General features: G+C 69.6%; 14 protein-coding genes. 3 read left to right on the plus strand and 11 right to left on the minus strand.

Annotated elements, in window-relative coordinates; genetic code table 11:
- Window positions 1–148: 148 nt before the first annotated feature.
- From E3T61_RS06490 to E3T61_RS06540, 11 genes are all read right to left on the minus strand, one after another.
- Window positions 149–1,249: a VIT1/CCC1 transporter family protein gene (locus E3T61_RS06490; protein ID WP_134640085.1), complete on the minus strand. Its 1,101-nt coding sequence runs from the start codon at window positions 1,247–1,249 to the stop codon at window positions 149–151.
- 5 nt (window positions 1,250–1,254) lie between these two features.
- Window positions 1,255–1,572 (minus strand): hypothetical protein, encoded by a 318-nt coding sequence (locus tag E3T61_RS06495; RefSeq protein WP_134640086.1) that lies wholly within the window; start codon window positions 1,570–1,572, stop codon window positions 1,255–1,257.
- Complete coding sequence (gene gatB / locus E3T61_RS06500; RefSeq protein WP_134640087.1) at window positions 1,572–3,107, minus strand: Asp-tRNA(Asn)/Glu-tRNA(Gln) amidotransferase subunit GatB; 1,536 nt, start codon at window positions 3,105–3,107, stop codon at window positions 1,572–1,574. The genes E3T61_RS06495 and gatB overlap by 1 nt, the downstream gene beginning before the upstream one ends.
- Window positions 3,107–4,654, minus strand: a complete 1,548-nt coding sequence (gene gatA, locus E3T61_RS06505; protein WP_134640088.1) for an Asp-tRNA(Asn)/Glu-tRNA(Gln) amidotransferase subunit GatA — start codon at window positions 4,652–4,654, stop codon at window positions 3,107–3,109. The genes gatB and gatA overlap by 1 nt, the downstream gene beginning before the upstream one ends.
- A 5-nt stretch (window positions 4,655–4,659) precedes the next feature.
- On the minus strand, window positions 4,660–4,956 hold the full coding sequence (gene gatC / locus E3T61_RS06510) for an Asp-tRNA(Asn)/Glu-tRNA(Gln) amidotransferase subunit GatC (protein WP_130178782.1): 297 nt from the start codon (window positions 4,954–4,956) through the stop codon (window positions 4,660–4,662).
- A 36-nt stretch (window positions 4,957–4,992) separates the two neighbouring features.
- A complete protein-coding gene (locus tag E3T61_RS06515; protein WP_134640089.1) occupies window positions 4,993–6,432 on the minus strand; it encodes an alpha/beta hydrolase in 1,440 nt (479 codons plus the stop codon).
- A 234-nt stretch (window positions 6,433–6,666) separates the two neighbouring features.
- Window positions 6,667–6,897 carry a hypothetical protein gene (locus E3T61_RS06520; protein ID WP_134640090.1) on the minus strand — a complete coding sequence of 77 codons (231 nt, stop codon included), beginning with the start codon at window positions 6,895–6,897 and terminating at the stop codon, window positions 6,667–6,669.
- A gap of 68 nt (window positions 6,898–6,965) precedes the next feature.
- Window positions 6,966–7,970: an NAD-dependent epimerase/dehydratase family protein gene (locus tag E3T61_RS06525; RefSeq protein WP_134640091.1), complete on the minus strand. Its 1,005-nt coding sequence runs from the start codon at window positions 7,968–7,970 to the stop codon at window positions 6,966–6,968.
- Window positions 7,971–8,060: 90 nt separating this feature from the next.
- On the minus strand, window positions 8,061–10,364 hold the full coding sequence (gene ligA / locus E3T61_RS06530; protein WP_134640092.1) for an NAD-dependent DNA ligase LigA: 2,304 nt from the start codon (window positions 10,362–10,364) through the stop codon (window positions 8,061–8,063).
- Complete coding sequence (gene mnmA / locus E3T61_RS06535; RefSeq protein WP_198418647.1) at window positions 10,357–11,553, minus strand: tRNA 2-thiouridine(34) synthase MnmA; 1,197 nt, start codon at window positions 11,551–11,553, stop codon at window positions 10,357–10,359. Before mnmA ends, ligA begins: the two co-directional genes overlap by 8 nt.
- Window positions 11,554–11,556: 3 nt before the next feature.
- Window positions 11,557–12,765, minus strand: a complete 1,209-nt coding sequence (locus E3T61_RS06540; protein ID WP_134640093.1) for a cysteine desulfurase family protein — start codon at window positions 12,763–12,765, stop codon at window positions 11,557–11,559.
- Window positions 12,766–12,859: 94 nt separating this feature from the next.
- Here E3T61_RS06540 and glgX point away from each other — a divergent pair, with 94 nt between their 5' ends.
- The 3 genes from glgX to E3T61_RS06555 are packed head-to-tail and all read left to right on the plus strand — an operon-like array spanning window position 12,860 to window position 16,283.
- Entirely contained in the window at window positions 12,860–14,917 is a 2,058-nt protein-coding gene (gene glgX, locus E3T61_RS06545) for a glycogen debranching protein GlgX (RefSeq protein WP_134640094.1), read from the plus strand.
- On the plus strand, window positions 14,914–15,417 hold the full coding sequence (gene ybaK / locus E3T61_RS06550; protein ID WP_134640095.1) for a Cys-tRNA(Pro) deacylase: 504 nt from the start codon (window positions 14,914–14,916) through the stop codon (window positions 15,415–15,417). Before glgX ends, ybaK begins: the two co-directional genes overlap by 4 nt.
- The gene (locus tag E3T61_RS06555; RefSeq protein ID WP_134640096.1) at window positions 15,414–16,283 is read left to right on the plus strand and encodes a hypothetical protein; all 870 of its coding nucleotides are present in this window, start codon (window positions 15,414–15,416) and stop codon (window positions 16,281–16,283) included. Before ybaK ends, E3T61_RS06555 begins: the two co-directional genes overlap by 4 nt.
- The last annotated feature ends 2 nt before the right edge of the window (window positions 16,284–16,285 follow it).

A 16,285-nucleotide genomic window follows, 5' to 3' on the forward strand; every position in this document is an offset into this window, starting at 1 on the left:
GAAATGTCCATGCGGACGTCCTTTTCCCCGCCCTGAGCCGGCCCATGATGAAACGATGATCTGTCTCACCACAGGCTGACACTCAGGGCACACCGGGCGCAATTGTCCGCATCGGCAACGGTTGCGGCCGGATCGGCCGGCGCGCTGGCTAGGCGACGGTGGTGCCGAAGAGCAGGCCGAGCAGGTAGGTCACCCCGGCGGCGCCGAGGCCGATCACGAGTTGGCGCAGGGCCCGCTTGAGCGGCGGCCCGCCGGAGAGCAGCCCGACAACGGCGCCGGTGGCCAGGAGCGCCAGGCCCACGAGCACGGCCGCGACGACGATCGCGGCGACACCCTGCATGCCGAACAGGTAGGGAAGCACCGGTAGCAACGCCCCGGAGGCGAAGAAGCAGAAGCTGGAGATCGCGGCGCCCGCACCGGTGCCGATGGCCTCGTGCTCGTCGACGGTGGGTGCCGCCGCTGCGTTCAGCCGGCTCACATCAAGCGCACCGGTGGCCACAGCCACGGTGCGCAGCACCTCGCGGGCGTGCACCTCGGCGTCCTCCGGCGTCATGCCCTGGGCGCGGTAGACCAGGGTCAGCTCGTTGGCGGCCTCGTCAAGGTGCGAGAGCACGCTCCGGGTGGCCGGGTTCGGGGTGGATGCCTCGAGGAGTTCTCGTTGCGAGCGCACCGACACGTACTCCCCCGCACCCATCGACAGGGCGCCGGCCAAAAGGCCGGCGATGCCGGTGAAGAGGATCGTGGCGGTGGGCACACCGGTCGCGCCGATGCCCAGCACCAGGGCGAGGTTGCTCACCAGGCCGTCGTTGACGCCGAACACCGCTGCCCGGAAGGTGCCGGACAAGCGCTGGCGACCGCGGGCGGCGAGTCCGCGCACGACCTCCTCGTGAATGCGCTCGTCAGCGGCCATGGCGCTGGTGGCGTCGGCGTCGCCGTCGTAGGGCGATCTGGCCTCGGCGCGCTGCGCGAGCGCGAGCACGAAGACCGAACCGAACCGGCGCGCCAGCAGCCCAAGCACCCGGGTGCGCAGGGCGCCCTTCCGGGGGGCTCCGACCCTGTCGCCGAGCAGGGCGCGCCAATGAGCTTCGTGCCGGCCCTCGGCGTCGGCGAGGGCGAGTAGGATCTCGCGTTCCTCACCGCTCCGCCGCCCGGCCAGGTCGCGGTAGACCGCGGCTTCGGCCTGTTCATCGGCCAGATACCGGCGCCAGCGACGGATGTCGGCCTCTGGCGGCTGGTTCTGGTCGGCCACGGCGATCACGATTCCGGAGCTGCCTCGAGCGAGCGCTGCGACACCCGGGCCGACTCGTGCGGGCCGCTGCCGTCGAGGCCGTAGAACGGCTCCTCGAAGTGCACCACCCACACCGCTTCCTTGCCCACGACGGGGGCGTAGAGCGCCGAGCCGACCAATTCACCCGGCGCCGTGATGACCCCGATCGGGTCCTCCACCATAGAGTCCGGGTAGCGGCTGCGGTCCAGTCGCACCACCACCTGCATCCCGACGCCGAACGCGCCGGCCGCCCCTGTGGGTGCGGCTGCCTGCGCGTCCGCTGGGCGGCGCTTGAAGAGGGCCATTACTCTGCCGGTTCCGCGGGTGCCTGCTCCACGGGCGCGCTGCCGGCGCGTTCGAGCACGAGCTCGCGCACCCTGGCGGCATCCGCCTGGCCGCGCATGGCCTTCATGACCGCGCCGATGACGGCACCGGCGGCCTGCACCTTGCCGTCGCGGATCTTCGCGAGCACGTCGGGCTGGGAGGCAAGGGCCTCGTCGATGGCCGCGATCAGGGGGCCGTCGTCGCTGACCACGGCCAGGCCGCGGCTGGCGACGACCTCGCTGGGCGTGCCCTCGCCGGCGATGACGCCCTCGAGCACCTGGCGGGCCAGACGGTCGGTGAGCGTGCCGTCGGTGATCAGGGCGATCAGCGCGGCGACCTGCGCCGGCGTCACGAGGCTCTCGGCGGTGACGCCGGCGGCGTTGGCCAGGCGGGCGATCTCGCCGGTCCACCATTTGCGGGCGGCCTGAGCGGGCGCGCCCGCGGCGATGGTGGCCTCCATGACGTCGAGGAGGTCGGAGTTGACGACGTCCTGGAACTCGAGGTTCACGAAGCCCCAGTCGGCCTGCAGGCGCTTGCGGCGGGCCGCGGGCGGCTCGGGCAGGGTGGCGCGCAGCTCTTCGACCCAGGCGCGCGACGGGGCGACGGGCACCAGGTCGGGCTCGGGGAAGTAGCGGTAGTCGTCGGCGTCGCTCTTGGGCCGGCCGGCGCTGGTGACGCCGGTGTCCTCGTGCCAGTGCCGGGTCTCCTGCGTGATGGTGCCGCCCGCGGTGAGCAGCGCCGCCTGGCGCTGGATCTCGTAGCGCACGGCACGTTCGACGCTGCGCAGCGAGTTGACGTTCTTGGTCTCGGTGCGGGTGCCCAGGATGTTGGAGCCGCGCGGGCGGAGCGACACGTTCGCGTCGCAGCGCACGTTGCCCTCTTCCATCCGCGCGTTGGAGACGCCGAGCGCCTTGACGATCTCGCGGATGGCGGCGACGTAGGTCTTGCCGATCTCCGGCGCGTCGGCCTCGGCGCCCTCGATCATCTGGGTGACGATCTCCACCAGCGGCACGCCGCCGCGGTTGTAGTCGACCAGCGAGTAGTCGGCGCCCTGGATGCGTCCGGCCGCGCCGCCCATGTGGGTGAGCTTGCCGGCGTCGTCCTCCATGTGGGCGCGCTCGATGTCCACGGTGACCTGGCGGCCGCTCTCCAGCTCGATGGTGAGCTGGCCGTTGAACGCGATCGGCTCGTCGTACTGCGAGGTCTGGAAGTTCTTCGCGGTGTCGGGGTAGAAGTAGTTCTTGCGGGCGAACCGGCTGGTCTCGGCGATCTCGCAGCCGAGGGCCAGTCCTAAGCGGATCGAGGACTCGATGGCCTGCCGGTTCACCTGGGGTAGCCCGCCGGGCAGGCCCAGGCAGGTGGGGCAGGTGTTGGTGTTGGCCCCTGAGCCGAATTCGTTGGCACAGCCGCAGAACATCTTGGTCTTGGTGTTGAGTTCGACGTGCACCTCGAAGCCGAGCACCGGCTCGAACAGTTCGAGGGCCTTGTCGTAGTCCATCAATTCGGCTTTCGCCATCAGACGGCTCCCCCTTCGGTTGCGAACATTTCGGTGTTGGCCAGCGCGGGCGCCCGGCTGAGCAGGGTGTGCCCCCAGTGCGCCTCGAGCAGCTGCTCGACGGCGGCGCCGAAGGTGTACAGGCGGGCATCCGCGCGGGCGGGGGCCATCACCTGCAGGCCGACCGGCAGGCCGTCTTCGGGCGCGAGGCCCATCGGCAGGCTCATGCCGGGGATGCCGGCCAGGTTGGCCGGGATGGTGGTGATGTCGTTGAGGTACATCGCCATCGGGTCGTCCATCTTCTCGCCGAACTTGAACGCCGTGGTGGGCGCGGTGGGCGAGACGAGCAGGTCGACCTTGTCGAACGCGGCCGTGAAGTCGCGCTGGATGAGTGTGCGCACCTTCTGGGCGCTGCCGTAGTAGGCGTCGTAGTAGCCGGCGCTGAGGGCGTAGGTGCCCAGGATGATGCGGCGCTTGACCTCGTCACCGAACCCGGCGTCGCGGGTGGCGGCCATGACACGCTCGCTGGTGAGCGGGCCGTCTTCGGGGTTGACCCGGATGCCGAAGCGCACGGAGTCGAAGCGGGCCAGGTTGCTGGAGGCCTCGGCGGGCAGGATCAGGTAGTAGGCGGACACCGCGTACTCGAAGTTCGGGGCGCTCACCTCGCTGACGATGGCGCCGGCGGCGGAGAGCAGGGCCAGGGTTTCCTCGAAGCGCTGCTTGACACCGGCCTGGAAGCCCGCGCCGTTGAGTTCCTTGATCACGCCGATTCGCACGCCCGTCAGGGCACCGTCCTTCAGCCCCGCCTGAGCGGCGGCGGCCATCGACGGCCAGGCATCCGTCAGCGAGGTGGAGTCGAGCGGGTCGTGGCCGCCGATCACGTCGTGCAGCAGAGCCGCGTCGAGAACGGTGCGGGTGACCGGGCCGACCTGGTCGAGCGAGGAGGCCAGTGCGATCGCACCGTAGCGGGACACCCCACCGTAGGTGGGCTTGACGCCGACGGAGCCGGTGACGGCGGCTGGCTGGCGGATCGAGCCGCCGGTGTCGCTGCCGAGCGCCAGCGGCGCCTCGAACGCGGCGACGGCGGCCGCGGAGCCACCGCCTGAGCCCCCGGGGATCCGGTCCAGGTCCCACGGGTTGTGGGTGGGGCCGTAGGCGGAGTGCTCGGTGGAGGAGCCCATCGCGAACTCGTCCATGTTGGTCTTGCCCAGTGGGATCAGGTCGGCGGCGCGGATGCGGCGGACCACGGTGGCGTCGTACGGCGGGATCCAGCCCTCCAGGATCTTCGATCCGGAGGTGGTGGGCATGTCGTGGGTGGCGAGCACGTCCTTGATGGCGATGGGCACACCGGCCAGCGGGCCGAGCTTCTCGCCGGCGGCGCGGCGGGCGTCGACCCGGGCCGCGGTGGCGAGGGCGGCATCGCGGGCCACGTGCAGGAACGCGTGCACGTCAGGGTCGACGGCGTCGATGTGGTCCAGGTGCGCGCGGGTGACGTCGACGGAGCTGACCGAGCCGTCGGCGAGCAGGCCGGCCAGTGCGGCGGCGGTCTGGTTGATGAGGTTGGTCACTGGGGTTACTCCTCGTCCAGGATGGCGGGCACGCGGAACTTGTCACCGGCACGGTCGGGGGCGCCTGACAGGGCCTGGTCGACGGTGAGCGACGGCACGACGACGTCGTCGCGGAACACATTGGTCAGCGGCATAGGGTGGCTGGTCGCGGGAACGTCGGGCGTGGCGACCTCGGCGACCTTGGCGACAGAGTCGACGATCTGGCCGAGTTCGACCGTGAGGCGATCGATTTCTGCCGAGCTGAGGTCGATCCGGGCGAGGTTTGCCAGATGGGCAACCTGCTCGGCCGTGATTTCAGACATGAAACTCCCAAGAAAATCGAAGCGGAAGCCTCAATTCTATTCAATGCCGTCGGTGGCCAGGTCCGCGTTGTCGGTGCCGATCAGCGCCATGTTGTGCAGGGACTCGCTTCCGGGCTTGAAATAGTCGTTGTGACCGATGGATCCGTCGAGCCAGTCACCGGTCACAGCGTCGGCCGCGCCGCTCACGCCGAGGGCCCTGGCGCCGTAGGACGACGCGCCGGGATCGCTGCCGAAGAACGCCGAGTTCACGGCGGGATCCCAGTCGGCCTTGCCGACGAAGACGTTCCCGCCCGCGACCTTGAGCCGGTCGGCGGACTGGATCTCGCTGCCCGGTGATCCGACGACGACAAGAGCGTCGACCTCCACCGAGCCGTTGGCCAGCGCCATGAGCGACACCGTCGAGCCGTAGGAGTGCGCGAACACCGAGATGAACGGCTGGTCGCCTCCCCTGCTGGCGCGCACACCCGCCCAGGAGGTTTCGAGGAAGCCGGCACCGGCCACCGCCCGGTCGCGCCCTCCGACGGAGAACAGGTCAGGCGCTTCGTAGCCGATCCAGGCGATCGTGGCGACGGTCGTGGCGCGGGTCGCCACGGCATCCGGGTACCCGGTCACGAGCCTGACCGGGTTGCTGCCGGCGGCTGTGACGGGCGCGTGGACGGATGCGGTCTGGGCGGTCGCGGGCTCGGAGGATGCGGGGGCTCCGTCGCGGACGGCCAGCACGGCCATCTCTTCGCGGTAGACGTCGTCGGCCACGGTGGTCCAGTTCACCATTTGAGGCTCGACCTGATAGTTCATTCCCGGCACCAGGTAGCCGATGTAGTCGGCGGTGTCCGGGTTGCCCAGGGCGATGGCCGCCCGGCCGGACCCCGACGTGTCGAGCAGGATCAGGCTGCGCTTGGGTCCGCCATCGCTGGGGTGCAGGGCCAGAGATACCTGGGTGAGCATGGCGACCAGACGGGTCTGCCGGTTTGCGTCGGCATCCGACAGGTTGCCTTCGAGGGCCCGATTGGCCTCGACGAGGGATTCGCGCAGGTAGTTCTCGTTGGCGCGGCTGCGCTGGGCCAGTGGCACACCGTCGAGGTTTCCGACCAATCGCGGTGTCGCGGCGGCGAGGGTGGCCCGCTGGATGGGATCCAGCAGCGTCCACCAGGCCGACACCACGCTGGCTTCGGGCGGGGCGGTGAGCAACGTGTCAATGTGGGTGGGGTACTCGGCGGCGAATCCGGCCAGGTCGGCCAGGGCGAGGTGGGACATGCCCACGAGCAGGTTCGACCCGGCCATGGTGCGCAGTTTGGCGGCGTCGATGTCGACGGCGGCGGCGGCCTGCACCTCGAGTTGGGTCCAGGCGGGCGAGGCGCCCACATCACCCTGACGGTCCGAGACTCGGGTGGACACGGTCTGGTGCACGCTGATCTGGGTGTATTCGGGCATGGAAACGGGCCCGCTCAGCCCGGCCAGGGCGAGCGAGGCTGTCACCAGTGCAGCGGCCTCGAATAGCACGACGCGTCCCGTCCCCTCCCGAACGAATGAGTAGCATGCAGACTCAGCGCCACTGGTAAGTCCTGCGCCTCTTAGCCTATCGAGCCGCAGGGGGTCTCAATGCCCCTCATTCAGGGTGATCGGGGGCCCGAGAGCCCGATTTCAGCCCAGTGTTTCCGGCAGGTTTCCGGCTCGGGCCCATCCGGCACCCTTGAGGTGAATTTCAGGGGTTCAGAGGATGAGGCTGACCCCGATCAGGCCCGCGATCAGAACGACCACTCCGAGCAGCAGGCCGGTCGCCCGGCCGATGCGACGCCGGCTGACGGTGCCAGGGCGGAAGGCTGATCGTGACACCCGGTCCAGGTTGGGAAACAGCGCCTGGAACGGCGGTTCGCGCGGCTCCAGGAGCTGGGGCGCGGCGGGTTCCTCGGTTGGTCGGTCATCGTCCTTGATGGGATCCATGCCCTCAGCCTAGTAATGGGGCGTTGGCCCGGCCTGGTTGCCACGGGTCGGGGGCGGGCGGGGGCAGGTCAGCCGGCGGCGAGTTCGGCGAGGAGCGCGCTCTCGTCGGCGTCGGCGAGCCCGGCCCGGCGGGGGCCCTCCGGCACTCGGCGGCGTTCCCAGCGCAGGGTGTCGGCCAGGGTCTGGGCCAGCGGGCGGGTGACCAGTCCCGCTGCACGGGCCGCGGCGCTGTCCCTGGCGTTGAAGCCGGCGTAGTCGGGCAGCGGCAGCCAGAGCGGCAGGGATCGGGGCCCCGACCACGGCCCGACCTTGTGATCGAGCAGCCATTGGGCGGCGGCGCCGACGATCGGGCCGGTGTGACCGGCCACGGCTCGTGCCACCGCGAGGTGCTCGGCCAGCGTCACGGTCTCGCCCGTCGCATTGAAGATGCCGGTGGTGCCGTCCTCGCCCGCATCGACGATCCACTCGGCCAGGTCCCGCACGTCGATCAGTTGCGCCAGAAGGCCCGGCGTGTCCGGAACCAGCACGCTCCCGTCGGCGCCTGCGGGTTCGCTGAACCGCAACGGCCAGTAGCCGCTGCGGTCGGACAGGTCGCCGGGGCCCCCGATCAGGCCCGACCTGATGATCAGAGACCTGCCGGCACCGAACCGCTCCAGCACCCGGTTTTCGCAGGCCACCTTGGCCTCGCCGTAGGAGTCCATCGACTCCATGACGTCGCCCGGCAGCGCCTCGAGCAGGTGCCCGCGCTCGTCCTGCCCGGGGGTGGCGGCGTCGGCGTACACGTTTCCCGACGACACGAAGGTGTACGAGCCGGCGCGCTCCCCGAGCGCCTGCACGGCGTCGGTCACCTGTCCCGGCTGCCTGGACACATCCACGACCACATCCCAGTCCTCCGAAGCGACCTGCGCATACGCATCCGGCCGGCTGCGGTCACCCCGCACGAAGCGGATGCCGACCGGCACCTGGCCGGATTCGCCGCGCGCCAGGCAGGTGACTTTGTGGCCGTGGTGCATCGCCGCTGTCGCGATGGTGCTGCCGAGCCAGGCCGTACCGCCGAGAATCAGGAATCGCATGGGGCCAGCTAACCCACTCTGCGCTCCCCACGGCAAGGCAGTTCGCTCTGGGCACAGAGACCGGCCGGGCGCACCGGCCGTTCTCTACGGCTATTCGGTGTCGGTGCTCACAGTGGCCGCGTCCTCCACCTCGGCCGAAGCCGGGGCGTCCGCCGCCGGTGCCAGGCCGTCCGGACCGTGTTCGAGGAGCACCCGGAACTGGTCGGCGTTGATAATACGCACCCCGAGGGCCTCGGCCTTGGCCAATTTGGAGCCGGCGCCGGGGCCGGCGGCCACGAAGTCGGTCTTCTTCGACACGCTGGAGGCGTTCTTGCCGCCGGCGGCGATGATCGCCTCGGCGGCGCCCTCACGGGTGAAGCCCTCCAGAGAGCCGGTTGCCACGACCGTGAGTCCGGTGAGCACTCCCCCTGCCGCGGCTGCGGCGCCGGGCCCCGGGTGCCCGGGGGTCGCGAACTGCACCCCGGCCGCGGCCCAGCGGTCCACGATCTCGCGGTGCCAGTCCACCTCGAACCAGTCGATCACGGCGTCAGCGATGATGCCGCCGACCCCGTCGACCTCGGCGAGCTCGTCGCGGGAGGCCGCGCGAATCGCTTCCAGAGACCCGAAGTGGTTCGCCAGTGCACGTGCGGCCACCGGCCCGACGTGACGGATGTTCAGCGCCACCAGGATGCGCGCCAACGGCTTGGTCTTGGCCAGCTCGATCTCGTTGATCAGCTTCACGGCGTTGGAGGACGGCTGCGGGCCCTCCAGCCCGGCCTTCTTCTCGGCGGCGGTCGGGTTCCGGCGGAACGGGGAGCGCTGGCGCACCGTGCCGTCCTCGTCTTCCCGCGGCAGACCGGTCTCGGCGTCGCGGACCACGACGGTGATCGGTAGCAGGTCGTCGATGGTGAGCTCGAACAGACCCGCCTCTGTGTCCAGTGGCGGGGTTTCCGGCACGGTGGGCTGAGTGAGCGCGGCCGCGGTGACCTCGCCGAGCACCTCGATGTCCAGCGCCCCGCGGGAGCCGATGTGCTCGACCCGGCCGCGCACCTGGGCGGGGCAGCTGCGGGCGTTGGGGCAGCGCAGGTCGATGTCGCCGTCCTTGGCGGCCTTGAGCGCTGTGCCACAGACCGGGCAGTTCTGGGGCATCACGAATTCGCGTTCGGTGCCGTCCCGCAGCTCTACGACCGGGCCGAGAACCTCCGGGATCACGTCGCCGGCCTTCCGCAGCACAACCGTGTCCCCGATCAGCACACCCTTGGCCTTCACGACGTCCTGGTTGTGCAGGGTGGCTTGGCGCACCACGGAACCGGCGACTCGCACGGGTTCCATCACGGCGAACGGGGTGGCCCTGCCGGTGCGGCCGACGCTCACGACGATGTCGAGCAGCTTGGTGTTCACCTGCTCCGGCGGGTACTTGTAGGCGATCGCCCAGCGCGGCGCCCGGTTGGTGGCGCCGAGTTCGTCGTGCAGGGCGAGCTCGTCGACCTTGATCACGATGCCGTCGATCTCGTGCTCCACGCTGCCGCGGTGCTCACCGAAGTACTCGATGAACGCGGATGCCTCAGCCGGCGTCTCGACGACCTTGTAGTGGGTGCTGGTGGGCAGGCCCCATCCGGCCAGCAGGGCGTACACGGCGGACTGGGAGTCGGCGCCGGGGTCCTGCCAGGCGCCGATGCCGTGCACGAGCATCCGCAGCCGGCCGAGCCTGGCCGTCATCAGGGCGAGCTGCTCGGGGTTTTTGCCCTCGGCCTTCTGCCGGAGCGATCCGCTGGCGGCGTTCCGCGGGTTGGCGAAGACCCGTTCTCCCGCGGCGCTCTGGGCGGCGTTCAGTTCCCGGAAGGACTCCACGGGGAAGAACACCTCTCCGCGCACCTCCATCAGCGGCGGATGTCCGGTGCCGGTCAGGCGCGCCGGGATTCCAGGCACGAGGGCGATGTTCTCGGTGACGTCCTCACCGACCACCCCGTCGCCGCGGGTCGCGGCGCTGACGAGCACGCCGTTCTCGTAGCGGAGGTTGATGGCGAGGCCGTCGATCTTGAGTTCGCAGAGGTAGTGCACGGCCCGGTTGGCGCTCACCTGTACCTTGGCCGCCCAGGCCTCGAACTCCTCGATGGAGAACACGTTGTCGAGGCTGAGCATCCGTTCGGCATGCTGCACCGGGTCGAACAGGGTGGTCTCGGCTCGGCCTCCCACAGTCTGGGTGGGGCTGTCCTGGCTGGCCAGTTCAGGGAAGAGCCGTTCGAGTTCTTCGAGGCGATGAATCAGGCCGTCGTACTCGGCGTCGGAGACGATGACCTCGTTGCGCTCGTAGTACGCGTCGCGGGCCTCGAGGATGCGCGTGGTCAGGCCGGCGGCCTCCTCGCCGGCGGCGGCCAGCGCGGCCGCGGGTGACGCTCCGGTCGCGTCAGGCATTGATCGTCGCGGAGTCGGCGGGAACCGGGCCTGCAACGTTGTCGCTCGTGACCGGAACGGCACTGACCGTGCGGTCGATCGTGCACTGGCCGAGCACCCGGGTGCCCACGTAGACCACGGCGGTCTGGCCGGGGGCCACACCGGTCAGCGGTTCGGTCGGCAGGATGCGCAGCTCCGTGTGCGCCTCAACCGGCGGGGTCGCGGTCGGGTCGGCGGGCACGGAGATGACCTGAGCCACAGCGGGCTCGGGATCGGCGTGTGCGCGGATCTGCACGTCGCAGGCGAATTCGATCTCGGGGTGTTCGGGGGCCAGGCCCGCCCAGGTGAACTTGGTTCCGGCGATCTCCTTGATCGCCAGAGCCTCCTTGGGGCCCACGACCACGGTGTTGGTGATCGGGCGCACCTCGAGCACAAAGCGGGGCTTGCCGTCGGCGGCCGGTGTGCCGATCGAGAGACCCTTCCGCTGGCCCACGGTGAATGCCACGGCGCCCTCGTGCTGGCCGAGGGTGTTGCCCTCGCGGTCCAGGATGTCGCCGGTCGCCGGGGGCACCCGCTCGCCGAGCCAGCCGCGGGTGTCGCCGTCGGGGATGAAGCAAATGTCGTAGGAGTCTGGCTTGTTCGCCACCGAGAAGCCGCGTTCGGCGGCCTCTGCGCGCACCTCGGCCTTGGACGGGGTGGCGCCCAGCGGGAACATCGAGTGCGCGAGCTGCTCCTTGGTGAGCACTCCGAGCACGTAGGACTGGTCCTTGGCCCAGGCGCTGGCCCGGTGGAGTTCGCGGTTGCCGTCGGCATCCGTCACGATCGACGCGTAGTGGCCGGTGCAGACGGCGTCGAAGCCGAGTGCGATGGCCTTCTCGAGCAGGGCGGCGAACTTGATCTTCTCGTTGCAGCGCATGCACGGATTGGGCGTGCGGCCAGCGGCGTATTCGGCGATGAAGTCGTCGACCACGTCGAGCTTGAACCGCTCCGAGAAGTCCCACACGTAGTACGGAATGCCGATGATGTTCGCCGCGCGTTGGGCGTCCATCGAGTCTTCGACGGTGCAGCAGCCGCGGCTGCCGGTGCGGAGCGTGCCGGGCATCCGGCTGAGCGCCAGGTGCACCCCGACCACCTCGTGCCCTGCCTCGACCGCGCGGGCTGCGGCCACGGCGGAATCCACCCCACCACTCATAGCTGCAAGAATCTTCACCGGTTAAGTGTACGCACGTGGCGCCGAGTCGGCCATTCCCGCGCCGATGGCCTGCGCCCAAGCGGCCGGCAGGGCCGCAAGCAGGGCGTCGATGTCGGCCTGGGTGGAAGTGCGGCCGAGCGTGATCCGCAGCGCACTGCGGGCCTCGGCTTCGCTTCTGCCCATGGCGCGCAGCACGTGCGAGGGCTCGGGGATACCGGCTTGGCAGGCCGATCCGGTCGACACCGAGACGCCGGCCACGTCAAGCAGGAACAGCAGCGAGTCGCCCTCGCAGCCGGGAAAGGTGAAGTGGGCGTTACCGGGCAGTCGGCCGGCCGGGTCGGGGTCGCCGTTGTACACGGCGGAGGGCACGGCGGCGTGCACTCCGGCGATCACGGCGTCGCGGAGCACTTCGAGGCGTCGACTCTCGCTCTCCAGGTCGGCCGTCATAGCGGTGGCTGCCACGGCGAAGGAGACCGCGGCCGCCACATCCTGGGTGCCGCTGCGCACCTGGCGCTGCTGGCCGCCGCCGTGGATCAACGGAACCACCTGGGCCGTGCGAGAGAGCACCAGGGCGCCGATGCCCACCGGCCCGCCGATCTTGTGCGCCGAGACGCTCAGCGCCGACACCCCGCTGGCGTGCAGGGCGGCGAAGTCGATTGGCAGGTGGCCGTAGGCCGAGATGGCGTCCACATGCACGGGGATTCCCGCTGCCGCGGCGAGCGCCGCCACCCGACGGATCGGTTGAAGCGTGCCCACTTCGTTGTTGGCCGCCAGCAGGGTGATCAGGGCCACGTCGTCGGGGTTGGCGGCGATGGCGGCGGCCAGGGCGTCCAGGTCGATGCGGCCCAGCGCGTCCAGCGGAATCCACTGCACCGTTGCGCCTTCCTGCTGCGCGAGCCATTCCACCGTGTCGACGGTGGCGTGGTGCTCTCCGCCGGGCACCAGGATGCGGGTGCGCGGGGCCCTGGCCCAGTACAGCCCCTTGATGCCCAGGTTCACCGCTTCGGTGCCGCCGCCGGTGAAGACGACCTCGATGGGGTCAGAACCCACACTCGCGGCGACGCGTTCGCGGGCCTCTTCGAGCATCCGTTTGGCGTTCTGCCCCTGGCTGTGAATGGATGCGGGGTTGCCCACGACCGCCATGGCCTCCGCGTATGCGGTGATGGCAGCCGGCAGCATGGGCGCCGTCGCTGCGTGGTCGAGGTACGCGTGGTCAAAGTGCGCCGACATCTTCTCGCCTCCTCGGCTGATTCGAAAGCGCTCCAGGGCGGAGGGTTCCGATGCTGGTCCTTATGCATACTCTGCACTCATTACTCTAGATCTCATGACTCCAGCTGACTCCCTCCGCAATCTGGGCGTCCGCGCTACGAGCAATGGCGGGGAACTCCGCGTCTGGTCCGAACACGCCGACGCCATCGAACTGTGCATTTTTGACCACACCGATCCCAACTGGATCGTGCGCACGGTAGCCATGGTTCGTGACTCCCACAACGTCTGGGTCGGCCGTTCCCGCACCCTCACCGCCGGGCGCCGGTACGGCATCCGGGTATCCGGCCCGGCCGGACCGACACACTCCTTCCACCCGGAGAAAACCCTGATCGACCCGTATGCGCGCGGCTTGGCCCGGGTGGGCCCCGACCAGTGGCAGTCCACGATGGTCGACGGCGGTTTCGACTGGGCGGGAACGGTCAAGCCCAACACGCCGATGGATCACAGCGTGGTCTACGAGGCGCACGTGCGCGGATTGACCAAGCTCAGCGCGGCCATGCCCGTGGAGCTTCGCGGCACCTACGCCGGGCTGGCACACGAGAGCACCATCGCCTACCTCAAAAACCTCGGCGTGACGGCGGTGGAACTGCTGCCCGTGCAGTCGTTCGTCTCCGAACAGCGCCTGATCAAACAGGGCCTGTCGAACTACTGGGGGTACAACACCCTCAACTTCTTCACCCCGCACGCCGACTACGCCACTCAGGCCGCCCAGTCGGAGGGACCTGAGGCGGTCCTCCGCGAGTTCAAGGGCATGGTCAAGCTGCTGCACGAGGCCGGCCTGGAGGTCATCCTCGATGTGGTCTACAACCACACCGCGGAAGAGGGCCCGGCCGGACCGGTCACAAGCCTGCGCGGCATCGACAACGCCACCTACTACCGGCAGAACGCCAAAGGCCACTACATCGATGTGACCGGGTGCGGCAACACCGTCAACTTCGGTCACGATGTGCCCATGCGCCTTGTCCTGGACTCCCTGCGTTATTGGGCCAACGAGGTGCAGATCGACGGGTTCAGGTTCGACCTGGCCGCCACGCTCGGCCGGGACGGAGATGTCAACTACACGCCGGACCACCCCCTGCTCACCGCCATCCGTGACGATCCAGACCTGGCCGGCGTGAAGCTCATCGCCGAACCATGGGATGTGGGCATGGGCGGCTGGCAGACCGGCAACTTCCCGTCCGGCTGGTCGGAGTGGAACGACCGCTACCGCGACCGGATGCGTTCCTTCTGGCTGACCGATGTGGCGGCCGTCCGCAACAACTCCACCTCCGACAGCGGAATCGGCCGGTTCGCGTCCCGCCTCGCCGGGTCGGCCAACACCTTCTCGCTCGAGCGCGGCCCGCTCGCCTCGCTCAACTTCATCACCGCGCACGACGGTTTCACCATGGCCGACCTCACCGCGTACAACGTCAAACACAACGTCGGCAACGGCGAGGCCAACCGGGACGGCACCGACGGGAACAACTCCTTCAACCACGGCGTCGAGGGTCCCACCCGAGACGTCACGATTCTGCGCACCCGGCGCCGGGCGATGCGCAACCTGCTCGGCACCCTGCTGCTCTCCGCGGGGGTCCCGATGCTCACCGCCGGCGACGAGTTCGGTCGGAGCCAGCGCGGCAACAACAACGCCTACTGCCACGACAGCGAGCTCACCTGGCTGGACTGGAATTTCGACGACTGGCAGCAGGACCTGCACCGGGTGAGCCGGCAGCTGCTGGCGCTCCGCCGGGAGAATCCCGCGCTGCGCCCGGTCCGGTTCGGCCGCCCCGGGCAGATCACTCCGAGTGCCAGTCAGATGGACTGGTACAACGCCGCCGGGGCGTCGATGTCTGAGGCCGACTGGAACTCTCCCCAGGAACGCACACTGCAATACCTGGCGGCGAGCACACCCGAGCACGAAGCGTTCAACCGCATCCTGCTGATCGTGCACGGCCTGGAGACTCCCACCGATGTGACCCTGCCGCTGCACTCCGGGGTCTCCGGCTACACGGTGCTGTGGGACTCCAGCCACGACGACATCCGCGAGGTGCAGAACTCCTACGCCCCCGGCGCCCGACTCACCATGCACGCAACCTCGATGCTGCTGCTGCGGGCCGAAGAAGCCCGGGCATGACCAAGCCGGATGCCGGCGGTACCCCCGCCACTCTGGCGTTGGTGCGCGCGGGCATCCGGTTCATCGCCCACCAGTACGCGCACGACGCCGGTCAGAGCGGTGCGGCGGGCGGCTACGGACTCGAGGCCGCAGACAAGCTCGCCCTCGACCCCGATCAGGTGTTCAAAACGCTCCTGGCCGATGCCGACGGCACCCTGGTCGTGGCCGTCGTACCGGTCTCAGGCACACTGGATCTCAAGGCCCTCGCCGCGGCCGTCGGCGCCAAGAAGGCGGCCATGGCCGACCCCACGATCGCCGAACGGAAGACCGGCTACGTGCTCGGCGGCATCAGCCCGATCGGCCAGAAGACCACACTGAGGACCGTGCTCGACGAGACGGCCGAGCTCTACGACACGGTCTTCGTCTCCGGCGGCCGCCGTGGCTTCGACATCGAGATCTCCCCCGCCGATCTCATTGCCGTCACCGGCGCTACGATCGCCGCCATAGCGAGGACCCGATGACCACCCCACCTCGAGGCACCGACCCGACAGAGGACACGATGGCCGCGACCTTCGCCGCTATCGATGCTGAGTTCGTGCCGGACGAGGCGTCCCACCGCGCCCGACGCATTCTGCTCACGATGACCGTGCTGAGCCTGGTCGCGCTGGTCGCCGGTGCGTTCGGAACCTTCGTGGCCTACCTCTATGAGGATCTGCAACAAATCAGCCTCGTCACCCTGGTCCTGACCTCCGGCTTCTACCTCCTGATCGTGAGCGTCTTCCCGATCATCCTGCTGGTCCTGGGCAGTCGGCACCGACACCGGGAAGGCACCCGCGGGGCCGCCAGAGCGGCCACCGTCTGGGGGGTCATCTGCCTGACCCTCGGGCTGTTGGCCGTCGTTCCCACCCTGGTCGGCTCAGCGGCGGAGATCATCGAGGATGCGGCCATCCGAAGCCGTCCGCCCACCGTTACCGAGGCCGAATTCACCCCTGCCGAGCTTCGAGCCCAGGCCGAAACCCTGATCGCGGAGCTGGCAGCGTCGGCGGACGCCGTACCCGCGGCCGTACCGGCTGGCCAGGATCCTCCCGGGCTCATCTCCGAGCCGTGCGAGCTGAGCAATCGCGGCCCCGGCGTGGCCATCGTCAGCCACGACTACCGGTATTACACCCCCGCGCAATCCGTTCTGGCCCTCGACAATGTGGAGGCCTACTGGCGGGCTGCCGGCTACGAGCCTCACCGTCTACGTGGGGACACCGCTGTGGACGGTCTGCCCCCGCAGGTGAGGGTGTCGGGCGGTCCGATCGAGCGGCTGGCTGTGTACGCGCACACCGCCATCACCTCCGACAGCCTCCTCATCGAATACCAATCCATCTGCGTCGCCAAGTAGCG

The sequence above is a fragment of the Cryobacterium lactosi genome, from assembly GCF_004403945.1.
Classification (GTDB): domain Bacteria; phylum Actinomycetota; class Actinomycetes; order Actinomycetales; family Microbacteriaceae; genus Cryobacterium; species Cryobacterium lactosi.